Origin of the sequence: Listeria monocytogenes (genome assembly GCF_041765605.1) — a bacterium.
In the GTDB taxonomy this organism is placed as follows: Bacteria; Bacillota; Bacilli; order Lactobacillales; family Listeriaceae; genus Listeria; species Listeria monocytogenes_D.
Window position 1 is genome coordinate 533,022 of record NZ_CP168900.1, and the last position, 20,211, is coordinate 553,232.

The 20,211-nt window shown below is 37.6% G+C and carries 23 protein-coding genes and 1 CRISPR repeat array; of the genes, 17 read left to right on the forward strand and 6 right to left on the reverse strand.

Features of this window, described 5'->3' with window-relative positions:
- Window positions 1-61: 61 nt before the first annotated feature.
- The 13 genes from AB2Q86_RS02645 (at window position 62) to AB2Q86_RS02705 (ending at window position 10,283) form a co-directional block, all read left to right on the forward strand.
- Complete coding sequence (locus tag AB2Q86_RS02645) at window positions 62-286, forward strand: DUF896 domain-containing protein (protein ID WP_003721282.1); 225 nt, start codon at window positions 62-64, stop codon at window positions 284-286.
- Between the two features lie 166 nt (window positions 287-452).
- On the forward strand, window positions 453-902 hold the full coding sequence (gene rpiB / locus AB2Q86_RS02650) for a ribose 5-phosphate isomerase B (protein ID WP_012581898.1): 450 nt from the start codon (window positions 453-455) through the stop codon (window positions 900-902).
- Window positions 899-1,567, forward strand: coding sequence for a ribulose-phosphate 3-epimerase (locus AB2Q86_RS02655; protein WP_012581897.1), 669 nt, complete (start codon window positions 899-901; stop codon window positions 1,565-1,567). Before rpiB ends, AB2Q86_RS02655 begins: the two co-directional genes overlap by 4 nt.
- Before the next feature lie 6 nt (window positions 1,568-1,573).
- The gene (locus AB2Q86_RS02660; protein WP_012581896.1) at window positions 1,574-2,224 is read left to right on the forward strand and encodes a transaldolase family protein; all 651 of its coding nucleotides are present in this window, start codon (window positions 1,574-1,576) and stop codon (window positions 2,222-2,224) included.
- Window positions 2,225-2,332: 108 nt separating this feature from the next.
- Window positions 2,333-4,393, forward strand: a complete 2,061-nt coding sequence (locus tag AB2Q86_RS02665; RefSeq protein WP_012581895.1) for a BglG family transcription antiterminator — start codon at window positions 2,333-2,335, stop codon at window positions 4,391-4,393.
- Between the two features lie 3 nt (window positions 4,394-4,396).
- Complete coding sequence (locus AB2Q86_RS02670; protein WP_012581894.1) at window positions 4,397-4,999, forward strand: SIS domain-containing protein; 603 nt, start codon at window positions 4,397-4,399, stop codon at window positions 4,997-4,999.
- Window positions 5,000-5,026: 27 nt separating this feature from the next.
- On the forward strand, window positions 5,027-5,494 hold the full coding sequence (locus tag AB2Q86_RS02675; RefSeq protein ID WP_003721289.1) for a PTS sugar transporter subunit IIA: 468 nt from the start codon (window positions 5,027-5,029) through the stop codon (window positions 5,492-5,494).
- A gap of 16 nt (window positions 5,495-5,510) precedes the next feature.
- On the forward strand, window positions 5,511-5,909 hold the full coding sequence (locus tag AB2Q86_RS02680; protein ID WP_003725715.1) for a hypothetical protein: 399 nt from the start codon (window positions 5,511-5,513) through the stop codon (window positions 5,907-5,909).
- A 10-nt stretch (window positions 5,910-5,919) separates the two neighbouring features.
- The gene (gene rpe, locus AB2Q86_RS02685) at window positions 5,920-6,570 is read left to right on the forward strand and encodes a ribulose-phosphate 3-epimerase (RefSeq protein ID WP_003725716.1); all 651 of its coding nucleotides are present in this window, start codon (window positions 5,920-5,922) and stop codon (window positions 6,568-6,570) included.
- Window positions 6,567-7,613 carry a galactitol-1-phosphate 5-dehydrogenase gene (locus AB2Q86_RS02690; protein ID WP_003730559.1) on the forward strand — a complete coding sequence of 349 codons (1,047 nt, stop codon included), beginning with the start codon at window positions 6,567-6,569 and terminating at the stop codon, window positions 7,611-7,613. Before rpe ends, AB2Q86_RS02690 begins: the two co-directional genes overlap by 4 nt.
- 15 nt (window positions 7,614-7,628) lie before the next feature.
- Window positions 7,629-7,922 carry a PTS sugar transporter subunit IIB gene (locus AB2Q86_RS02695; protein ID WP_003727301.1) on the forward strand — a complete coding sequence of 98 codons (294 nt, stop codon included), beginning with the start codon at window positions 7,629-7,631 and terminating at the stop codon, window positions 7,920-7,922.
- A gap of 14 nt (window positions 7,923-7,936) precedes the next feature.
- The gene (locus tag AB2Q86_RS02700; protein ID WP_003725719.1) at window positions 7,937-9,208 is read left to right on the forward strand and encodes a PTS galactitol transporter subunit IIC; all 1,272 of its coding nucleotides are present in this window, start codon (window positions 7,937-7,939) and stop codon (window positions 9,206-9,208) included.
- A 139-nt stretch (window positions 9,209-9,347) separates the two neighbouring features.
- Complete coding sequence (locus AB2Q86_RS02705; protein WP_003725720.1) at window positions 9,348-10,283, forward strand: ribose-phosphate pyrophosphokinase; 936 nt, start codon at window positions 9,348-9,350, stop codon at window positions 10,281-10,283.
- Window positions 10,284-10,519: 236 nt separating this feature from the next.
- A CRISPR array of direct repeats spans window positions 10,520-10,938; the repeat unit is 29 nt; unit sequence GTTTTAGTTACTTAATGTGAAATGTAAAT.
- 76 nt (window positions 10,939-11,014) lie between these two features.
- On the opposite strand, the gene AB2Q86_RS02710 is transcribed toward AB2Q86_RS02705, so the two are convergent.
- Together AB2Q86_RS02710 and AB2Q86_RS02715 are read right to left on the reverse strand one after the other, a co-directional pair.
- Entirely contained in the window at window positions 11,015-11,656 is a 642-nt protein-coding gene (locus tag AB2Q86_RS02710) for a hypothetical protein (RefSeq protein ID WP_012581893.1), read from the reverse strand.
- A gap of 10 nt (window positions 11,657-11,666) precedes the next feature.
- Window positions 11,667-12,203, reverse strand: a complete 537-nt coding sequence (locus tag AB2Q86_RS02715; protein ID WP_012581892.1) for a matrixin family metalloprotease — start codon at window positions 12,201-12,203, stop codon at window positions 11,667-11,669.
- Between the two features lie 223 nt (window positions 12,204-12,426).
- Here AB2Q86_RS02715 and AB2Q86_RS02720 point away from each other — a divergent pair, with 223 nt between their 5' ends.
- Window positions 12,427-13,107, forward strand: coding sequence for a type 1 glutamine amidotransferase (locus tag AB2Q86_RS02720; RefSeq protein ID WP_012581891.1), 681 nt, complete (start codon window positions 12,427-12,429; stop codon window positions 13,105-13,107).
- A gap of 24 nt (window positions 13,108-13,131) precedes the next feature.
- Here the strand turns inward: AB2Q86_RS02720 and AB2Q86_RS02725 are convergent, their stop codons facing one another.
- Entirely contained in the window at window positions 13,132-13,491 is a 360-nt protein-coding gene (locus AB2Q86_RS02725) for a Lin0512 family protein (RefSeq protein WP_041176481.1), read from the reverse strand.
- 6 nt (window positions 13,492-13,497) lie between these two features.
- Window positions 13,498-13,956, reverse strand: a complete 459-nt coding sequence (locus AB2Q86_RS02730; protein WP_003725724.1) for a helix-turn-helix domain-containing protein — start codon at window positions 13,954-13,956, stop codon at window positions 13,498-13,500.
- 380 nt (window positions 13,957-14,336) lie between these two features.
- Here AB2Q86_RS02730 and AB2Q86_RS02735 point away from each other — a divergent pair, with 380 nt between their 5' ends.
- Together AB2Q86_RS02735 and AB2Q86_RS02740 are read left to right on the forward strand one after the other, a co-directional pair.
- Window positions 14,337-16,178, forward strand: coding sequence for a LapB repeat-containing protein (locus AB2Q86_RS02735; protein WP_012581889.1), 1,842 nt, complete (start codon window positions 14,337-14,339; stop codon window positions 16,176-16,178).
- Between the two features lie 100 nt (window positions 16,179-16,278).
- The gene (locus tag AB2Q86_RS02740; RefSeq protein WP_003721301.1) at window positions 16,279-16,710 is read left to right on the forward strand and encodes a universal stress protein; all 432 of its coding nucleotides are present in this window, start codon (window positions 16,279-16,281) and stop codon (window positions 16,708-16,710) included.
- A 46-nt stretch (window positions 16,711-16,756) separates the two neighbouring features.
- Here AB2Q86_RS02740 and AB2Q86_RS02745 read toward each other — a convergent pair whose 3' ends face one another.
- The gene (locus AB2Q86_RS02745) at window positions 16,757-18,187 is read right to left on the reverse strand and encodes a CapA family protein (RefSeq protein WP_012581888.1); all 1,431 of its coding nucleotides are present in this window, start codon (window positions 18,185-18,187) and stop codon (window positions 16,757-16,759) included.
- 120 nt (window positions 18,188-18,307) lie between these two features.
- Complete coding sequence (locus AB2Q86_RS02750; RefSeq protein WP_012581887.1) at window positions 18,308-19,123, reverse strand: histidine phosphatase family protein; 816 nt, start codon at window positions 19,121-19,123, stop codon at window positions 18,308-18,310.
- A gap of 352 nt (window positions 19,124-19,475) precedes the next feature.
- Between AB2Q86_RS02750 and cas6 the strand changes: the two genes are divergently transcribed.
- Window positions 19,476-20,198 carry a CRISPR-associated endoribonuclease Cas6 gene (gene cas6 / locus AB2Q86_RS02755; RefSeq protein ID WP_012581886.1) on the forward strand — a complete coding sequence of 241 codons (723 nt, stop codon included), beginning with the start codon at window positions 19,476-19,478 and terminating at the stop codon, window positions 20,196-20,198.
- The last annotated feature ends 13 nt before the right edge of the window (window positions 20,199-20,211 follow it).

A 20,211-nucleotide genomic window follows, 5' to 3' on the forward strand; every position in this document is an offset into this window, starting at 1 on the left:
TTATATTATAATTTGGTTAGTTACTTATTAAAAGTAACTCGATAATGATAGGAGGGATAGCATGAAATTGTTATTAAAAAATATTAATGAACTTGCTGCAAAACAAAAAAGTGAAGGATTAACTGCTTTTGAAAAAGAAAGACAAGCTGCCCTTCGTCAAGAATATTTGAAAAAAATAAGAGGAACAGTTCAAGATAATTTGCATCACGTAACAATCATTGACCCACTTGGAGACGACGTAACTCCTAAAAAACTAAAAGAAATCCAAGCCGAATTAAGAGGCTAATATAAGTCATAGAAGGTTGAAAGAGCTCATTGCTTTTTCAGCCTTTTTTTGTTGTTAGAGCTAATTTACCATCTTGCGGATTCGAGTAGAGAAAAATGGTGCTGAACAGTTCTAACAGTTTGATGGAGACCGGTGCTACAATCAAGGTGAGAAAGGAGAGGATAACATGGAAATTGCAATTGCAGCTGATCATGGAGGATTTCAGTTGAAAGAAAAAATCCGTGCGCATTTAATTGAAAGCGGCTACAAGGTGAAAGATTTTGGTTGTTATTCAGTCGAAAGCGTGGATTTTCCAGAGTATGCCGCTAAAGTAGGACACTTTGTTGCAACTGAAAACAGTCTAGGTGTGCTCTGTTGTGGAACAGGGATTGGAATGTCCATGGCAGCCAACAAAATCAAAGGTGTGCGTGCTGCTGTCGTTTCAGATGCTTTTTCAGCAATGATGACTAGGCGACATAATAACAGTAATGTTCTTTGTCTTGGTGAACGTGTTCTGGGCGATAGTCTGGCGTTACTCTTACTTGATACGTGGCTTGCGGCGGAATTTGAAGGCGGTAGGCATATGACAAGGCTCGGAAAATTGGCAGAGCTTGAAGAACGGGAGGGTGTTGAATGAAAATGATTGCGGCTTCCATTATGTGCGCAGACTCGCTTCATCTAGCTGACGAACTTCGCGCACTCGAGCAAGCAAATGTAAAAATGCTTCATTGTGATGTGATGGATGGTGTTTTTGTAGAAAATGCAGCAATGGGCGCCTATGTCCTTCAAGATATAAAAAATAATACAGATATGTTGCTTGATATTCATTTAGCTACAGTGAATCCTGATAAATTTGTGGATTTATATGCGGCGATAAAGCCGGCTTATATGTCTTTCCACGTAGAAGCTTCACCTGATGTCGATGCGACTATAAACCATATTCGTGCGCTAGGAATCAAACCATCCATCGCCATCAGCCCGGATACAGAGATTGAACAGATTTATCCATTTTTAGAGAAAGTCGATATGGTTTTAATGATGACCGTTAACCCAGGATTCGCCGGGCAAAAATTCCAGCATCATGTACTAGAAAAAATCAAAAAACTTCAAAAAGAGCTTGAAAGCCACACCAATAAACCATTAATTGAAGTAGACGGCAATATTTTTGAAGAAACAGTTCGGTTACTTGAACCAATTGGCGCAGATGTCTATGTCGTTGGAACAGCCGCATTATTTAACGACAAGGCAGGTAGTTATACAGAAAAACTGGCGCCACTCAGAGAAATTATCCAAGAAAGGTGAGGGAAAATGCATTTAGATTCAGCTAATTTAGAAGACGTGAAAAAAATTCAAACCAGCTCCATTTTTAAAGGAATTACTACGAACCCAACCATTTTAGTAAAAGAAAAATGCAATCGACAAACAGCGATTAAGCGTATTTTAGAGCATACGGATAAACAAGTTTTTGTACAAACAGTTGGTTTTAGCTATGAGGAAATTTTGGCAGATGCGCGCATGTTACTAGCGATGTTTGGGAAAGAAAAAATAGCTATTAAGATTCCGGCACATGAGGCTGGTATTAACGTAATCGATACACTCAAAAAAGAGGATAAAACCATTCAAATCTTAGGAACTGCTATTTATTCGGCTGATCAAGCAATCGCGGCTGCCTTGGCTGGTGCAGATTTTGTTGCCCCATATGTGAATAGGATGAGCGCAGCGAACATCGATCCTTTTAAAGAAATTGCTGGGATGCGTCATTTTTTTGATAAAAAGGCACTTAAAACACAAATTATGGCAGCGAGCTTTAAACATAGCGGGCAAGTAATGCAAGCCTACGAAAGTGGTGCAGATACGGTTACTATTCCTTATGAAATTTATTTGCAAATGACCAATAAAGTTTTAGCAGTAGAAGCAATTCGTGTCTTTAATAAAGATGCTACATTGTACGAAAAGTAACAATCTCCTTCTCATGTTGTGGAAGTGTGTGGAGAAAACTTGTGATGAAAGCGCATTCTTAAGCGCCAAACCCTATGCTATAATTAGGCTATCAAAGGGGGGAGACGCATGTATCTGGATAACAGAAGTAAAACACTATTTCAAGAAGTTATAAAAAATCCGAACATTACAAATAAACAACTCGAAGTAAAGTATAAATTATCGCGTTACCAAATCAGCTATAGTTTTCAGAAAGTAAACGAATGGCTCAAGTGGAAAAATTATCCAGAAGTAAAGCGTTCCAAAAACGGCCGATTTATATTAGAACCCGAGCTTACAGCGCTATTTTCTGAGAAAGAAACTCGAGATCCAAGCGTAGAATACTTACCTTCTGAAAATGAACGTGCTAATTTAATTTTGCTAATGCTTTTAACAGCAAAAGAAGAACTATCCCTCGCCCATTTTACAACGAAGATTCAAGTAAGCAAAAACACTATTCTTCGTGATTTAAAAGTAGCGCAAAAGTTACTTCCTAAAGAAACAACTGTCACTTATAGTAGAGCATCGGGTTATCAGTTAGCAGGCAGTGAGTGGGAGCTGCGCAAGGTTCTGACACAAGTTGTAAGTAGCGTTAAAGAGATGTTCCGAGGAGAACACTATTTCTTATCGTATTCAGGAATTGAAAAAGTTCAACTTATGGAAATTCGCCGCACACTCGAAGAAGCCGAAGCGATGATGCAAATAAAATTCACCTATGAACAAATCGAATTACTACCCTATTTGCTATCCGTGATGTTCTTAAGAATCAGAGATCGGCGCTTAATCGATACTGCTTTTCATATTGATGAGAAATCACTTTCAGACACGCGAGAATACCACATTACCGATATTTTGCTCGAAAAAACTGGCCCAGTTCCAGAACAAGAGCGACTTTTCATCACATTACAACTTCTTACAACAAACATTTTTTCCGGTGAAATTTTAACTGAAAAATTAACAGAAGACTTGGAAAAAGTTGTCCTCACATGCTTAGACTTATTCGAGAAAAAAGCACTTGTTTCCCTTAAAAACAAACATATCTTAATCGAAAAATTACTCTTACATTTAAAACCAGCCTATTACCGAATTAAATATCAAATGAATTTAGAAGATACGCTTTATGAAAAATTCAACCAAGAATTCGAAGCGTTAAACTTCATTGTGAAAGAAGCATTTGACCCACTTGCGAAATTTATTGGTCGTGAAATTCCAGCCGGCGAGATTTTCTTCATTTCTTTGTTTATTGGGAGCGATATGATACCGCAAAATGATATTTATCATAAGCAAAAACGTGCGATTGTGCTTTGTCCGAGCGGGGTTACTTTTTCGAAAATTATGGAAAATATTTTAGTAAAACTATTTCCGGAAATCCATTTTTATCCAACTATATCTGTTCGTGAATACACCTTTTTTAAAGCAGAAGTAGATATTGTTTTTTCTTCCATTCCATTAAAAGATGGCGAAAATGTCTTTGTTGTTCAGCCATTTATGAACGATATCGAAAAAACGCAACTGCGGCAACACGTCTTACAAAACTTATTTGGAATGGGAAATCAGCTCACGAGTATTGATAAAATCATGGAAGTTGTGGAACGTAACGCCGATATAAATGATTCAAATGCAATACGAGATGGAATTATTGATATTTTGTCGGCTAACACAGCTACAGATGAAAATAAACGCGTGAAAAAAGTCTATTTACATGATTTAATCACCGAAGACAACATCATGATTTGTGAGGATGTTAAAAACTATCAAGAAGCGATTCGGTTAGCGAGTCAGCCGCTGTTACTGCAACAAGCAATTACCGCAAACTATGTAAAGACCATGATTGATAACCATAAGTTTCACGATCCGTACATTATTATCGGTGAAGATATTGCCATTCCACACGCTATGCCTAATGCAGGGGTCAATCGACTCGCTATGTCTCTTTTAGTCGTGAAAAATGGCGTATATTTTTCAGAAACAGAACAAGTTCATTTCGTAATAGTTATCGCACCAGTGGATAAAGAGCAACACATTGAAGCACTTTACCAAATCGTTCATTTAGCAGAGAATCATCAAATTTTAGATGATTTGCTCGAAAACGTAACGAAAGAAAAAATCATGCAAACAATCAACCAATTAGTAATTAGAGAGGATGAATAAATTTTGGATAAACAAGCTATTTTAGATAATATTCACCAAACATGGCAAGAAGAAGCAAATGCAATTTCTCGTTTGCCGGAAGTAACGAGTGAAGAGGCTCTCGTTAAAACGGTTGAAACAATCGCCGAGTGCACAGGGAAAATTGTCGTAGCTGGTTGTGGAACATCCGGCGTCGCTGCGAAAAAATTAGTACACTCTTTCAACTGTATCGAACGTCCAGCAGTCTTTTTAACCCCATCAGATGCTGTGCATGGAACTCTCGGTGTACTTCAAAAAGAAGATATATTGATTCTCATTTCAAAAGGTGGAAATACAGGCGAATTACTTAATTTAATTCCTGCTTGTAAAACAAAAGGAAGCACACTGATTGGCGCAACAGAAAACCCAGATTCCGTTATCGCCAAAGAAGCGGATATCTTTTTCCCAGTGAGTGTAAGCAAAGAACCAGATCCGTTTAATATGTTAGCAACGGCAAGTACAATGGCTGTTATTGCAAGTTTTGATGCAGTTATTGTTTGCTTAATGACCTATATGAATTACACAAAAGAGCAGTTTTCCGTCATCCATCCTGGTGGTGCCGTTGGAAACAAATTATTAAATAAATAAACAAGCAGCCAGTCGGAGGGATGCAATTTGGATGTATTAGAATATTTTAAAGAAGAAATGGTTCGATTTTCAAACGAACAAGATAAAGAAAAATTACTTACAGAAATGGCGGAACAGTTGTGTGAAGTGGGCGCAGTAAAGCCAAGTTATAAAGATGCTGTAATTAAACGGGAAAAAGTTTTTCCAACCGGATTACTAACCGCGCACGCTGGGGTGGCCATTCCGCATACAGATAGCGAACATGTTATTCGGCCAGTGGTGGCTGTACGAATACTCAAGAAGCCTGTTTCATTTATTGAAATGGCCTCTGATAACGAAGCAATCGATGTCAGAATTGTCTTTATGATGGCGCTAAGGAGTGCTGATGAACAACTAGATATGCTGCAAACACTTATTCAACTTATTCAAGACGAGGAGGTGATGACGACCTTACTTAAAGCGCAAGAGACGGGAGATGTTCTTTCCGCAATAGAACATTTTTCTAAGAATAATTAAGGGAGGTCGGGAATAAATGGGGAGTTTTTTTGCAAGTTTTGTAGACTGGCTAATAGGAAGTCCAGGTAGATTTGTCGTTAACTTAATTGAAGATAATATGTTAATTTTCATGTTCGTAGTAATGATTTACGCCACCACCATTTTATACGCCAAGTGGACACTCGCATACTACTTACCGAAAAAAATGAATCAGTTAGCAGAAATGAAAACGTGGGAGCTGGACGAATTATATGCAGCGTGGCAAACAGAGAAAAAAGCTCTACCGTGGTACATTCTCGTGCCAAGTCGAAATGAATTTTGGGTGAAATCAGCCCGAAATGCACCAGAATCAACGAAATTACTCCATTTTAGTCAACAAAAATTAAAACTAAGCGACAAAGAAAAGTTACAAAAAATCATAGAAATTCAATCTTGAGGTGATAATAGTGGCAAAAATAGTTCCGTCTGTTTTTGGAGCAGACATTGGCAGAATTAATGAACAGTTAGAGGTTCTAGAGAAAAATGGCATTGATTTATTACATGTGGATATGATGGATGGCTCGTTCGTCCCAAACATTGCATTTGGTCCTGATCAAATCAAAATGATGAAAAAAGGCACGAAGCTTCAATTTGATGTGCATATGATGGTGTATGAACCAGACCGTTATATTCCAAGATTAGTGGAAGCTGGTGCACATATGATTACTGTTCACCAAGAAGCAACAACTCATTTGCACCGTACAATTCAACTAATTAAAAGTTACGGAGTTCGCGCGGGAGTGGTATTAAATCCAGGTACTCCACCAAGCACTTTGGAATACGTGTTAGATGATATTGACTGTATTTTACTTATGACTGTAAATCCAGGCTTAGGTGGTCAAAAATTCTTCCAATCAAGTTTAGAAAAAATCAGAAAAACCAAAGCGTATATTGGAAACCGTCCTATTCAAATTGAAGTAGATGGCGGAGTAAATGCTGAACTTGCGAAAGAATGCACACTTGCAGGGGCGGATTTAATCGTTGTAGGATCTTACTTATTTGAAGGAGATATCGAAGCGAATTTGGAGAAGTTATCGAAAGGAGTTTTAACAGAATGAAAGCTTTAAAATTATATGGAAAAAGAGATTTGCGTTATGAAGAAGCAGATATGCCAACAATCGAACAGCCTGATGATGTGATTTTGAAAGTAAAAACAGTTGGGATTTGTGGTTCAGATATTTCGAGATACAGTAAACTTGGTCCGTATGTACCAGGAATGGTGTGGGGACACGAATTTTCAGGAGAAGTGATTGAGGTTGGTAGTGAGGTAACGGATATTGAGATTGGTGATAGGGCTGCCGGATGCCCAGCACTCTATTGCGGTGAGTGTGAATACTGTAAAAAAGGCGAATTCGCCCGCTGTCGGAAGCTAACAGTAATCGGAGCAAGACATCCCGGAGCCTATGCTGAGTATATCAAACTTCCAGCAGAAAATGTAGTAAAAATACCAGACGAATTAGATTATGAAGCTGCTGCACTTGTCGAGCCTTCCGCAGTGGTCGTTCATGGATTTTATCATACGAAATTACAAGCTGGCGATGATGTCGTCGTTGTCGGAAGCGGCAATATCGGTTTGCTAGCAATTCAATGGGCAAAAGTTTTTGGCGCAAGAAGAGTTATTGCAATTGATGTAGACGATAAAAAGTTAGCGCTTGCGAAAGAAGTAGGAGCAGACGTAGTTATTAATTCTTTAAAAGAAGATCCATTAGAAGTAGTCGCTGCACACACGGATGGTCTAAACGCTGATTTAGTTGTAGAAGCTGCGGGATCACCTATTACATCTGCCCAAGTTTTTGCCTATGCGAAAAAAGGTGGAGGCGTCGTTTTCCTAGGGATTCCATACGCTGATGTAACAATCGAACGTTTCTATTTTGAAAAAATTGTACGTAGTGAGCTTACAGTTTGGGGTTCATGGAACGCAATTTCTGCACCATTTCCAGGGAAAGAATGGCAAACAACCATTCACTTCTTAGCCAATAAACAAATCAACATTGAACCAATGATTACACATCGTCTTTCACTCGCTGAAGGACCAGAAGTTTTTGAGCGAATCTATGAAAGAAATGAATTTTTCGGGAAAGTATTATTTTTCCCAGAATGATAGGGGGATTTTAAGATGAAAAAGAAGAAAATTTATGTGTGTTGTGGGACTGGAATTGCGACTTCCACAGTTATTTCCAAAAAAGTGCGTGCAGTACTAGACGAAAAGCGCATTCCATATGAAATTAGTCAGTGCACGGTTCAAGAAGTAGCGTCAAAAGTAAGCACATCTAAGCCAGACATTATTGTTAGTTCAACAACAGTTACAGGTGATGTTGGTGATGTACCAGTTGTAATTGGAAGATCATTTTTAACAGGCCTAAAAAAACAAGAAACAATCGATGAAATACTCGCGATACTTCAAGATTAAAGGGAGGGCACAAAATGGATATTATTCTAGATTTCTTTAAATATATTATCGGGCTTGGTGTAACAGTTATGATGCCAATTATCATTACCATTCTAGGTGTGATTTTCCGCAAAAAAATTAGTGTAGCTTTTAAAGCGGGGCTAACAGTTGGTGTTGGGTTTGTTGGACTAGGCGTTATCACTTCACTCATGTTAACGACTATTACACCAGTTACAAAAGCACTTGTAGAAAATTATAATTTTAAATTAACCGCAACGGATATCGGTTGGGGAGTTGGGTCATCACTCGCATGGGGAACAGAAGTCGTACCATTTGTTTTCGTCGCAATTATTGCAACCAATATTTTAATGATTGCCTTTAAATGGACGAAAACAATGGACGTAGATATTTGGAATTATTGGCAACCACTTTTCATCGCCAGTGCACTTTACTTAACAACAGGAAGCATGATTATTGCGATTCTTAGTTCGATTATCAATATGGCAATTATCTTCAAAATCGCTGACTGGACACAAAAAGATGTGGAGAATGTTTTAGGATTAGAGGGGATTTCTTTACCACAAATTCAAACTACCGGGTGGGCGCTTGTTGGTTATCCAATGAACTGGCTACTCGGAAAAATTCCCGGCGTTAGAAAAATTAATTGGTCCACAGAGAAAGTGCAATCACGTTTAGGTATTTTCGGCGAACCGATGCTTATGGGCTTAATTATTGGTGGTGGACTTGCTGCCATTGCTCAAATGCCGCTGAGCCAAGTACTGCAAACCGGAGTAACCATTGCCGCTAGTTTAGTACTTATTCCGCGGATGGTTTCGCTTCTAATGGACGGTCTTACCGTTATCTCAGAAGCTGCCCATGAATTCATGGAAAAACGTTTCCCGGGTCGCGAACTATTTATCGGACTAGATTCAGCGGTGGGGATTGGTCATCCATTTGTACTTTCGCTTGGCTTACTCATGATCCCGATTACTTTAATTTTAGCGTTCATTTTGCCAGGAAATAAAGTATTACCTTTAGCTGATTTAACGGCGCTTCCATTCTACATGATTTTTGCTATTGTTCCATCCAAAGGGAATTTATTTAGAGGGATTTTCACAGGTATTGTTATCGTCATTATCACCCTCTACCTTTCTGGAGCAGCGGCACCTTTAATGACAGAACTTGCAGGTCAAATTGGTTATAATATACCGAAAGACGCTGTAGAAGTAACCTCTCTAGCAGTTGGTACACAGTGGTATACATGGATTGTATATTACGGCCTGCATTGGTTCGGAGGTATTCTATAATTGCAATTTAATGAAACAAGCATTAGTTCGCGCTAATGCTTGTTTTATTTGCAGCGATGGTTTTTAGCTAGTAGACAACACATAGACAGTTCTATATAATAATAAGGAGAAGAAATTAGTACGGCGGAAGGAGATAGCAATGGCAGGCAAAATGAAACTTTTTTCTGTGACGAGTGAGAGACCACTTGCGACAAAAATTGCAGATTATCTAGATATACCTTTATGTGAGGTGGAGCTCCAGAAGTTCAGTGATGGAGAAGTGAAAATTAATATTGAGGAAAGTATCCGTGGAACGAATGCGTATGTTGTGCAATCAATGAATTCCAACGTAAACGAACGTCTAATGGAACTTTTAATCATGGTAGATGCCTTAAAACGCGCTTCCGTGCATTCCATCAATATAATTATGCCTTATTATGGCTATGCTCGTCAGGACAGAAAAGCTCGCTCAAGAGAACCAATTACCGCCAAATTAATGGCAAATCTAATTCAAAGAGCTGGAGCCGACCGTTTAATCACAGTAGATTTACACGCAGCTCAAATTCAAGGCTTTTTCAACATTCCAATCGATCATCTTTCAGCAATTCCGCTAATTGGTGATTATTTGATAGAAAATTACGGGGAAAAAGACGTGGTAGTTGTCGCGCCAGATCACAGTGGCGTAGTTCGCGCACGCAGAATCGCGGACCGTCTAAACGCGCCAATCGCCATTTTAAACCGTAAACCAAGACCACATGAAGACGAAATTATGAGTGTCATTGGCGATGTGAAAGGCAAAGTCGCAATCGTTGTCGATGATATTATCGATACCGGCGTCCGTGCCACTACTTCAGCTGACATTTTACTTGAAAAAGGTGCCGTAGAAGTTATCGCTTGCGCAACCCACTCCGTCATGGCTGGAAACGCAACCGAACGCTTACAAAACTCCAATATCAAAGAAGTCATCACATCCGACTCCATCGATCTTCCAGAAGACAAGCAATTCGACAAACTAACAACCATCTCCATCGGACGAATCTTAGGCCGCGCAATCGAAGGCGTACAAGAAAACCGCTCGTTGCATCCGTTGTTTTAAAGAATAAGCAGGAAACAGTAACTTAGTAGAGTTGCTGTTTTTTTGTTATCTGTCGACCTTGAGTAGTGTGAAAAATACCGGAGACCGACAGAAAGTTGTAAGTGGCTAGGGGAAGGGAAGCTTGGCGGTATTTGCTTGGGAAAATTTTCCGGATAAGAGGAGATTTTAGATGTTTTTGGTAGGTCGACAGAAATAGCTCTTTGAGGTAAGATGGGAGTAAGAAGAAAAGTTAGCGGGTTTTAGTTACTTAATGTGAAATGTAAATTTTCCCCAACTGCGCCCTGTTTTAATTGCTTAACGTTTTAGTTACTTAATGTGAAATGTAAATATATACTGGCAAGTTTATCTTGATGTTTCTGACTATCGTTTTAGTTACTTAATGTGAAATGTAAATCGTATATTTAATTTTCGGCATATAATCCCATCAATGTTTTAGTTACTTAATGTGAAATGTAAATCTGTTCATTTATTTTTCAGTCCTATGTTCATTGCCTCGTTTTAGTTACTTAATGTGAAATGTAAATCCGGAAGATTTAGCAGTGGATCCATTTCCGTTTGAAGTTTTAGTTACTTAATGTGAAATGTAAATAATCGTCACGATGGGAAAGTCGTTGATAGCGCGCCACGTTTTAATTACTTATCATAAATATAAATCCCATTCAGATTTAACTCCATCACCATCCATCAAAACCAAAAAAGCGTGACTGCCAAACTCGCAGTCACGCTTTTTCTCAATCATTAAACTCTTTCAAAACATCCTCTTTAATTTCAGTATAATTGGTTACTTCCTCTTGCTCCTCGGAAATGAAATTATATGCTTCCACTTCTCCCAAATTCTCAAAATCGGTAAGAGTAGCGTCTGTTTCTTTCAAGTCTTCATTAAATTTGCCGTAGCCCATGCTGATAATCGAACTTAGTTTTTCGCTGTCATGTCCGCCGCGTAAAAATAATGTGTATTCTTGCTCTTGCTCAAGCGCGATATAGTTTTCAATGGATTCATACGCACCTTCATTTAAATACCAAGGTTCTGAAACGTCAATTTTGTCGCCTTTTTTGAAAGTGCCTTTGTAAGTTTCTAAAACTTCGACTTCACTTATAGTGCTGCTATATTCCATTTTTTCTTTATCGTAATCGCCAATTTTCTTATTTTTCACTAGTTTTACTTTCACGATATCTTCGCTTTTATTTTCCAGTTCCTTGGAATCTTCAGGAATATCGTAATCTGCATCAATCGAACCGTTTTTGGAAATTTTTGTTTCTTTGGTCACTTTTACTTCTTTTTCAGAGGGGGGTGCTGCTTTTTCATTTTGTGCGGAACAACCTACTAGTAGTAAAAATGTGAGAAACAACATCGCTGTGACAAATTTTTTCATCTGGGTAGCCTCACTTTCCATATTTATATTTTATATTATTTTTATCCAATGTGGTGTAATCATTATAGGCATATTTTCCTTGTTTCATGACAGTAATGCTACTACTGGACTGATGTTTCATTCCAAAGGCATGTCCCATCTCATGTAGTGCTGTTTTATTATAATTTGCTTGATTAAATTTATCTCGGGTTGTGGTGTATTTATTAATAGTGATTGTACTTCCTTTTGAATTACCCGACATTTGCCCGTACCACTCATCTCGTTTATTCGTTGAACGAGTCCGAATCGTTGGACCGCTGCCACTACGTACAAGCTTGATTCTAGAAGATGATGCGTTGATTTTAGCGTACGCAGTATCAAATGCTTTTTTGTGAGCGCTAATCGTAGCCCCGTTGTTGAATTTTCCTTTTGGATCACTTAATTTAAAACTAAAAGCAGACCCGTTTCTTAAATCAGCGGCATTTGAAGTTAATGTGGTTGTAAAGGTGATGCTCAAAATAATAACTATAGCTGCCATTACTTTCCAACTTTTTTTGCTTTGTTTCATCTTGTTGCCTCCTCTTTTTCTGTTTGTTTCAATTTGAGTTTTACGTGCATATAAAACTCATTTTGTGTTGTTTCAAATAGATTATATCAGCAATAGAAGGAAGATGCGAGGATGATATTTTTATCGTTAAGCTATGTAAAAACACATTTTATCTAACTATTTTTGCAGTTGCACAAACCTTAGAATTCGGTCATAATAGAAAAAAATGACAGGAGCTGATAAATTGATTATTGATGTATTGCAACATGTGCCGCACGAAGGACCTGGACTTATAGCGAATTGGGCGAGAGAAAACCAGCATCAGTTAAAAATACATTCTCTATTTGAAGAAAATGCTCATGTTCCAAATGACTCGGATTTTTTAATTGTACTTGGAGGACCCATGGGAATAAATGATACAGCCGAATTTCCGTGGTTAAAAGACGAACGTAAGCTAATCAAGCGATTAAGTGAACAGCATAAACCTGTTTTTGGTGTCTGCCTAGGTGCACAACAAATCGCAGCAACATTCGGAAGCGAAATCACTGTAAATAAAGAAAAAGAAGTAGGCTGGTTTCCTGTCAAAAGTACTTCCGATAAACTATCATTTTTCCCAGAATCATTAAATGTGTTTCACTGGCATCAAGATACGTTTGCGTTACCAGCTGGCGCCACGCGTTTATTTGCTAGTGAGGGTTGTTTGAACCAAGCTTTTTTGTACGGTGAAAATATTATCGGTTTACAGTTTCATTTTGAAATGGAAAAAGCGGGAATTGAGACGATTTTGCAAATTGATGAGGCGTTTATCACATCTGGAAAATATGTTCAAAGCGTGGAAGTGATGCGAGAGAAGGATGTTCCAGAAGATAATAAACAAATGCTTGAGGCTATTTTAGATTATTTAATAAATCCAAAAACCATCTGACGAGAAAGTCAGATGGTTTTTTCTTTAGTATCCAGTTTCAACAGAAGCGTTGACGATATACATTAAATCGTTCTTGTCTTCTTTGTCTTCTAAGAAAATGCCGCTTGTAGTCATCATTCCGCCAGCAATTTTCTCAATAGTTACAGTGCCATAAGGGATAATCGCGCGAATGGCATCCTCATCAAGTTTATCCGCATCACACGGTAGCGCCAATTTGATATTAACAACCATATTTTGTAAGTCGCCGTCTGGAAGAAGCCCTTGAATACCGGGCATAGAGTTAGTGAAAATTGCATTTCTTACAGCTCGTTCGGCTGCTTTTGTAATATTTTGGCCGTGAACATCAACGCCAAAGCCAGTTTGGATAAATAGAATTTGTTCCATCATAAATCACTCCTTAAAATCTTTTATTAAAGCGGCGCCCGGTCGGTTTTTCGCATATCCTTCCATAACTTCGGTGAAATGTAATCCGTCAGTATCGGAGGAATTCGCGAATATTTCTGCCATTTGCTTACGTTGTGCGGCACCGAGTTCGTTTTCTAATTCTTTGCCGGCTGTAGTTAGGAAGATGCAGCGTTGGCGTTTGTCGCGTCTACCTTGCTCGATCGTGAGAAGTTCGCGCTCTTTCAGTTCAGCGAGCGGCTGGTGTAGGGCTTGTTTTGATATTTCTAAAAAAGTTAAAAGTTCATTAATTGTAAGTCCAGGCATCCGCGCCGTGAAAAATAAAATACGATGATGCAATCTTTTGAGTGAATGTTTGGCAATAATCAAATCAGCGGTCTCTGTAAATGCTTTATAGCCGAAATAAAATAAAGCGATTTGTTGATTCATGTTTTGCTCATTGTTCATAAATATACCCCTTTTTCTGTCAATATCAACAGTATAGCATAAAAAGAGGAGAGGAATAGCGGTTAACGTACCACTTTTTTTGCTAGAATTTTAAGTGTAAAATGATAAATTTTTAAATAAAATAATATCGTTAAGTTTAATTTTAGTATTTCAAAACGCTTATTTGTGTACAAAATGTTACGTTAATGCAATTTTCAATCTTTTTATTTTTCGTAATTAAAGCGTTTTCTTTGTTGGTTTAATGCTATTCTTGTCAAAAGTAAACAGAATAATATGAATTTTAACGCAAATCAAACGTGAATTATATTACGAAAACGTATTGAGAGTTGAATTTTATGACGTTATACTTTGGAAGAAATCAACCACTAAGGAGAATGTAAATGAAAAAAGTTTTAAAAATATTTCTTGTAACTATTTGCATGTTCATAATGATATATCCTTCTACGGCAGCTCATGCGGAAGAAACCTCCGATGTAGTTAATATTCCTGATGATAACTTAAAAGCATATCTAAATGGTCAACTCAAACAATCAGGTGTTGCTCCGATTACAAAAAAACAATTAGCTACTATTACGAATGTAACTCTTTCAGGAACTAGTTATACAGATCTGACAGGTTTAGAGGAAGCGGATAATCTGGTAACGCTATCCCTTAACAATACAAACATTAAAACGCTTGAACCAATTAAAAACCAAACATCTTTGACCTACATAACGGTGAGCGGAGACAATGTAAAAGATAGTCTTTTCGTAGATTTAAATGGACTTGTTAATTTACAAAGTCTTAGTATCAGCGGAAGCGAAGTAACGCATAATGTCTTTAAAATGTTCAATAAGTTACCAAAATTAACCTATCTTTACGCGCAAAACTCCATGAAAATTACAGATATTTCCGAGCTCGCTTCCTTACCAGCCTTAACAACACTTTTCTTACAATTTGACGGCATTGATGATTTTAGACCTTTAAATGACTTTGAAAGTTTTAAAAATGGCAACTTGAAAGCCCTCGCTGCTTTCGGACAAAATACAGGACGCACGAATCCAAGAATTACACTTAAATCTGGTAAGTTAGATTATAATGAAGCAAATCAAACGTTATATTTACCATTTTCAATGATGCCGAAGCCTTTAACGAGTTTTGATGGCACGGTTGCTCCTTTTTCGAAATCTACTTCCGCAAGTAATACTTATTTAGGATTTAACGATGTGGCGCTTCCGAGCTCGCGTCTTTCCATTACCGACGATGGTATTACTGTTAGTGGTGTAACAAAAGAAGAATTCGATAACCTTAACGAAATTGAATATAATGCACGCTATGACTTCCCAACTGGCAGCTACCCGACACCACCAAGCATGAATTCATATACAATCTCCAGCGGAACATACGATCAATATTTCGATATCAGCCACACGTTAGATTTAACAGCTGATGAAAGTTTTGACTATAATCAATACGATGCAACTTCAGAAGAACAATTTTTAAAAGATATTCATGCTGAAACGGATGATGGAACAGCTGTACAAAGCGATTTTGATCAAGTAGTTAAGCTGGATGTACCAGGCGAATATACCGTAACATTAAATGCGGAAAACGCTGCAGGACTAAAAGCAACTCCTGTAACAGTTAAAGTAACCGTTCATGAAAAACCAGTTATTACAGCCGATTCCCAAATTTCTTATAAAAAAGAATCAACTAAATCAGTCGACGAATTCTTGCAAGAAATCCATAGTTCGGTAACTGGAAATGCAGTTTTAACCAGTGATTTTGATAAAGTAGTAGATTTAAACACCCCAGGCGAATACACCGTAACTTTACATGCGACAAATGACCGTGGACAACAAGCAGATCCTGTAACCGTAATTGTAACAGTGACTGCAAGCGACGGCGGACATGTTAATCCAATCCCACCAACACCAGAAGTAAAACCCACACCTCAAGAAGAAACCGACCCAACAATCATCCCAGAACCTCAAAGCGAAAATTCAGAAGACCAAGTGAAAGAAAATAATACAAAAACAGAAGAAAAAGCAAATAAAACTTCTTTAACAACGAAAGAAAACAAAGTAGAAAAAGCAGATAAAGCAGAAAAAGCAGAAAAAGCAAATCAGGCGAAAACAAAAGCATTGCCACAAACTGGTGATACTAATAAGAACGGATTGCCAATCGCAGGAGTAATGCTGAGTTTAGCGGCGCTGCTAATTATCAGAAAAAGTAAATCTTAAATTATTGTGAATTCATTAGCAAAAAGAATGAATGGCAGGCCTAAAATCATTTTTATAGGGTATGGAATACTATAAGAAAAGTTGTAGGAGGTTTTATATGATGGAAAAATATCATCGCATTCTTGTAGCAGTGGATGGTTCTGAACCAGCAAAATTAGCCTTTGAAAAAGGACTGGAATTAGCACTCAAACTAGACGGCGTGCTTGGAATTGCTAGTATTGTCGATTTACGTGCCTTTTCCCCGAATGTTTCTTATGATGGCAGCTTAGAAGAAAAAGCCGAACTAGAATTAAAAACGAGCGTTAATGAATACGCAGAAAAAGCTAGAACGGCAGGAGTGAAACAAGTAGAAACTTTTGTTGCTAAAGGTAATCCGAAAATCTTACTTTCTACAGACATTCCAGCAGAGTTCCAGGCAGATTTAATTATTTGCGGAGCGACGGGGATGAACCGTGTAGAAAAGCTAGTTCTTGGTAGTGTTTCTTCTTATATTATGGCTCATGCAATTTGCGACACTTTAATAGCTAGATAAAAAAAGCGTAGATATCTTTGTTAGAAGATATCTACGCTTTTTATTATCAAAATGGATCGAAGTAAGTGTATTCTGTTACTCCGCCTTCGATAGGTTTACTAATACGGTTAAGTTCATCAACAATTTTTTTAGCATCATCACCAAACACAGGGAGTGGTTGATAATTGTTTTCTGTCGTACTACCATCTGAATTTTCATAAGTTGGAACGATAGAAATATCTTTTAGAACGATTTTATTATCTTCCTGCGTAAAGCGAAGTTGGAACATCGACGTCATCCTGGAAAGTAGCGTAGGATCAGCTCCAAAAGCAAAGTCGCCCATGCTATAAACGATGTATTTATCTTTATATTTTTCCACGCTCTCTAGACGGTGAGGGTGAGAGCCCATAATTATGTCAGCACCAGCATCTAAAATCGCATGACCAAATTGGGTTTGATAATCCGTTGGTGTTTCGCGATATTCGACACCCCAGTGCATATTAACGATAACAAGTGTATCTTCTTTTTTGTATTTCTTCACGTCTTTTACAATTCTTTCAAGATAAGCAGGGGATTGCTGACTCATACGGCAATCGTAGCCAAGTAGAACCGTTTTCATACCTTTAATCGTTGTTTCAAGTGGGGCATCGGCATTGAAGACAGGAATATTATTATCTTTAAATGCTTTCAATGTCTCGTCGTAACCAACTTGGAAGTAATCCATTGTATGGTTATTGGCTAAATTGGCCGCGTCTACACCACTTGCTGGTAAAAAGGCCACGTGTGCAGGATCGCTTTTGATGCGCCACATTTTATTTTCAGCTTTTGTTGCATTGGTAAAAGCACTTTCGGCGTTGATGACAGTGTAGTCATCGGATTTAAACCAAGGAAGACAATTTTTGAAAACATAAGTATTATTGCCGTTATTTTTTTTGAATACATTATCGAATTTGAGGTGTTCGGGTGTTTCTGGATAGGTTCCGAATGAATTATCACCAACCATTGTCAAAGTGACAACACCTTTTTCTTTTAATCCTTGTTGATTGGTTGCAGCAGCGGCGTAAAACCAATCATATTGAGACGTTTTTTCGATAGCAGATAATTTCTGTTCGCTTGCGAGAAAGTCTGGATACACTTTTCCAAGCGCTTTTTCATCTGCTTTGCCAGTCGTATATGATTTTACAGCTTCTAAACAGGCTGTGAGATTTTGGAGATAGGTGCCAGAATCATTTTTTTCAACTTGATAGGATTTTAGTTCTTTAATTAATTGATTTAAATCGGAAATAGAAGCTTTGTCAGCTCCAGAACTTGCTAGGGAATTCAAGGTTTTCTTAGCTTGCGATGAAATGGTTTTAACATTAGCTGGTTTTGCTTTTTTAGGGGTTTCGGTTGGAGTAGCTTTTTGTTCCGTTTTGTTAGTGGAATTAGTAATCCAAAAAGCGCCAACGATGAAAACGAGCACCAAGCCAGTAATGATAATATAAGTAAGTTTCTTCAACTAGATATCCTCCGTGCTTCCTTTTTCTCTAAGTATAGTAATTGTAAGGAAGAAAAACAAGTCTATATTTAGTAAAACAAAAGCCCAAAATAAACTATTTTGGGCTTTTAGTCTAGTTATTTATTTAGAACCTTTTTCTACATAGCTTAAGTCATTTACGTCACCGATAGTGAATTTACCATCTTTGTAAGTGATTTTTGTTACACTTGCATTTTTGATACCTTCAGCAGGAAGTTTGTATCCTGGTTCGATAGTATCAAGAAGTGCGCCAATACTTAGTCCGTGAGAAACTAGTAATACGTTGCTATCGCCATTTTTGCTTTCTTTTTTAGCAACATCTGTTAAACCTTCTTTTAGACGAGCTTGGATAGTTGCATAGTCTTCAGCAGGCCAGTTTTCGCCTTCTTTCACACGAGTTTTATCAAGAGCTGCTACGCTATCAGCAAAACCTTTTGGAGAAATACCAGCTTTTTGCCATTCTTCTAAAGTTTTTCCTTGGCTTTTCGCAATATCAGTCCACATATTTTCATTTAAATCGCCTTCATAAGAACCAAAATTGAATTCACGGAAACGTTGATCAGTTTGTACTTCTTTATCAGCAGATTTATCGCTTTCTTTCAAAATTAAGTTTGCAGTTTGGATAGCACGACCACTGTCACTGCTGTAAGCTGCAGAGAAATCAACGTCTTTTAAGCCTTTACCAGCGCTTTTAACAACTTCTTCACCAGCGGGAGTAAGAACCGCATCAGACCAACCTTGTACACGGTCAGTTGTGTTTAGCATTGTTTTACCATGACGTACTACATAAAATGTCACAGTGCCATCTTCTTTAGTTTCTTTTGTCTCTTTTTTGTCTGCAGATGTACTGTTACCGCAACCTGCAATTAATAGTACTGCGCATAACGCCATCAACAATTTAAAAATATTTTTCTTCATCTTGTTCTCCTTTTTTGTAAGTTTTTAGCAAAATAAAAACCCAGATAAATCGAAAACTAGCCCAAAAAGCCAATTCTCCATTTATCTAGGTTATGCCCAAGTTGGTAACATTCCTGAATAAGGATATTTGTTTATAGGACGATTTTAGCATGGATGGAAAGCGTTTACAAGTCTAATTTTGATAAAAATAATAAAATGTGAAAATTTTATTCCGGGAAGAAAAGTGAAAAAAATAAAGAAATACATTGTTGAATGTTCAAAATAACACGAACTATCGAAAATCCTTTGTTTGCAATTGATTTGGACGTTTTTTTATGTTAGATTTAATTCATGGAATGGAGGTGGAGACACAATGAGATTAAAGATAAATTGTGATTTTGATTCTAAAATAATCCCAAAAGATTTCCAAAGTAAAGTTGTTAGTCTATTCAAAGCAGGAATTATGAAATCGAGTCCAGAGAGATATGAGAATTTATTTGGCGGGAATAAGCATAAGCAATATACATTTTCAGTGTACCTTCCCAAACCTCAAAATAAAGGTGCAGAAATTCAGTTAAATGAAGCAAATTGTATTATTAATTTTTCAACGGGAGATGCGGAAACGGGAATCATTTTTTATAATGCATTGATGAGTTTGAGAGGTAGCAAAGTTTTATTTGGAGCTGGGAATCATATTACGGTAAAAAACATTCAAATAGTCCCGGAGAAAAAAATTATCGGCAAACGAACAGTTTTGAGAACGCTTTCACCTGTGGTTAGTAGAGATCATAATAGAGAAACATTCAAGAATTGGTTTTACAGTTTTGAGGATGAGGAATTTGAGCCAACTTTGAAAAGAAACATGTTGCCTTATTTAATAGATGCATTTGGTGAGCAAGCTCGTTATGATTTGGAGAAATTGAAAATAACACCAATTTCGATGAAGAAAGTAGTCGTTTATTGCCACGAGATACATATTGAAAGCTCAGTTGGGATTTTTGAATTGGAGGCTGAGGCTTATTTGCAGAAGTATTTGGTGGAGAATGGGCTTGGGACGATGACGGGATCAGGGTTTGGTATGATAGAGCAGCTTTAGACTGGAGGTGGAA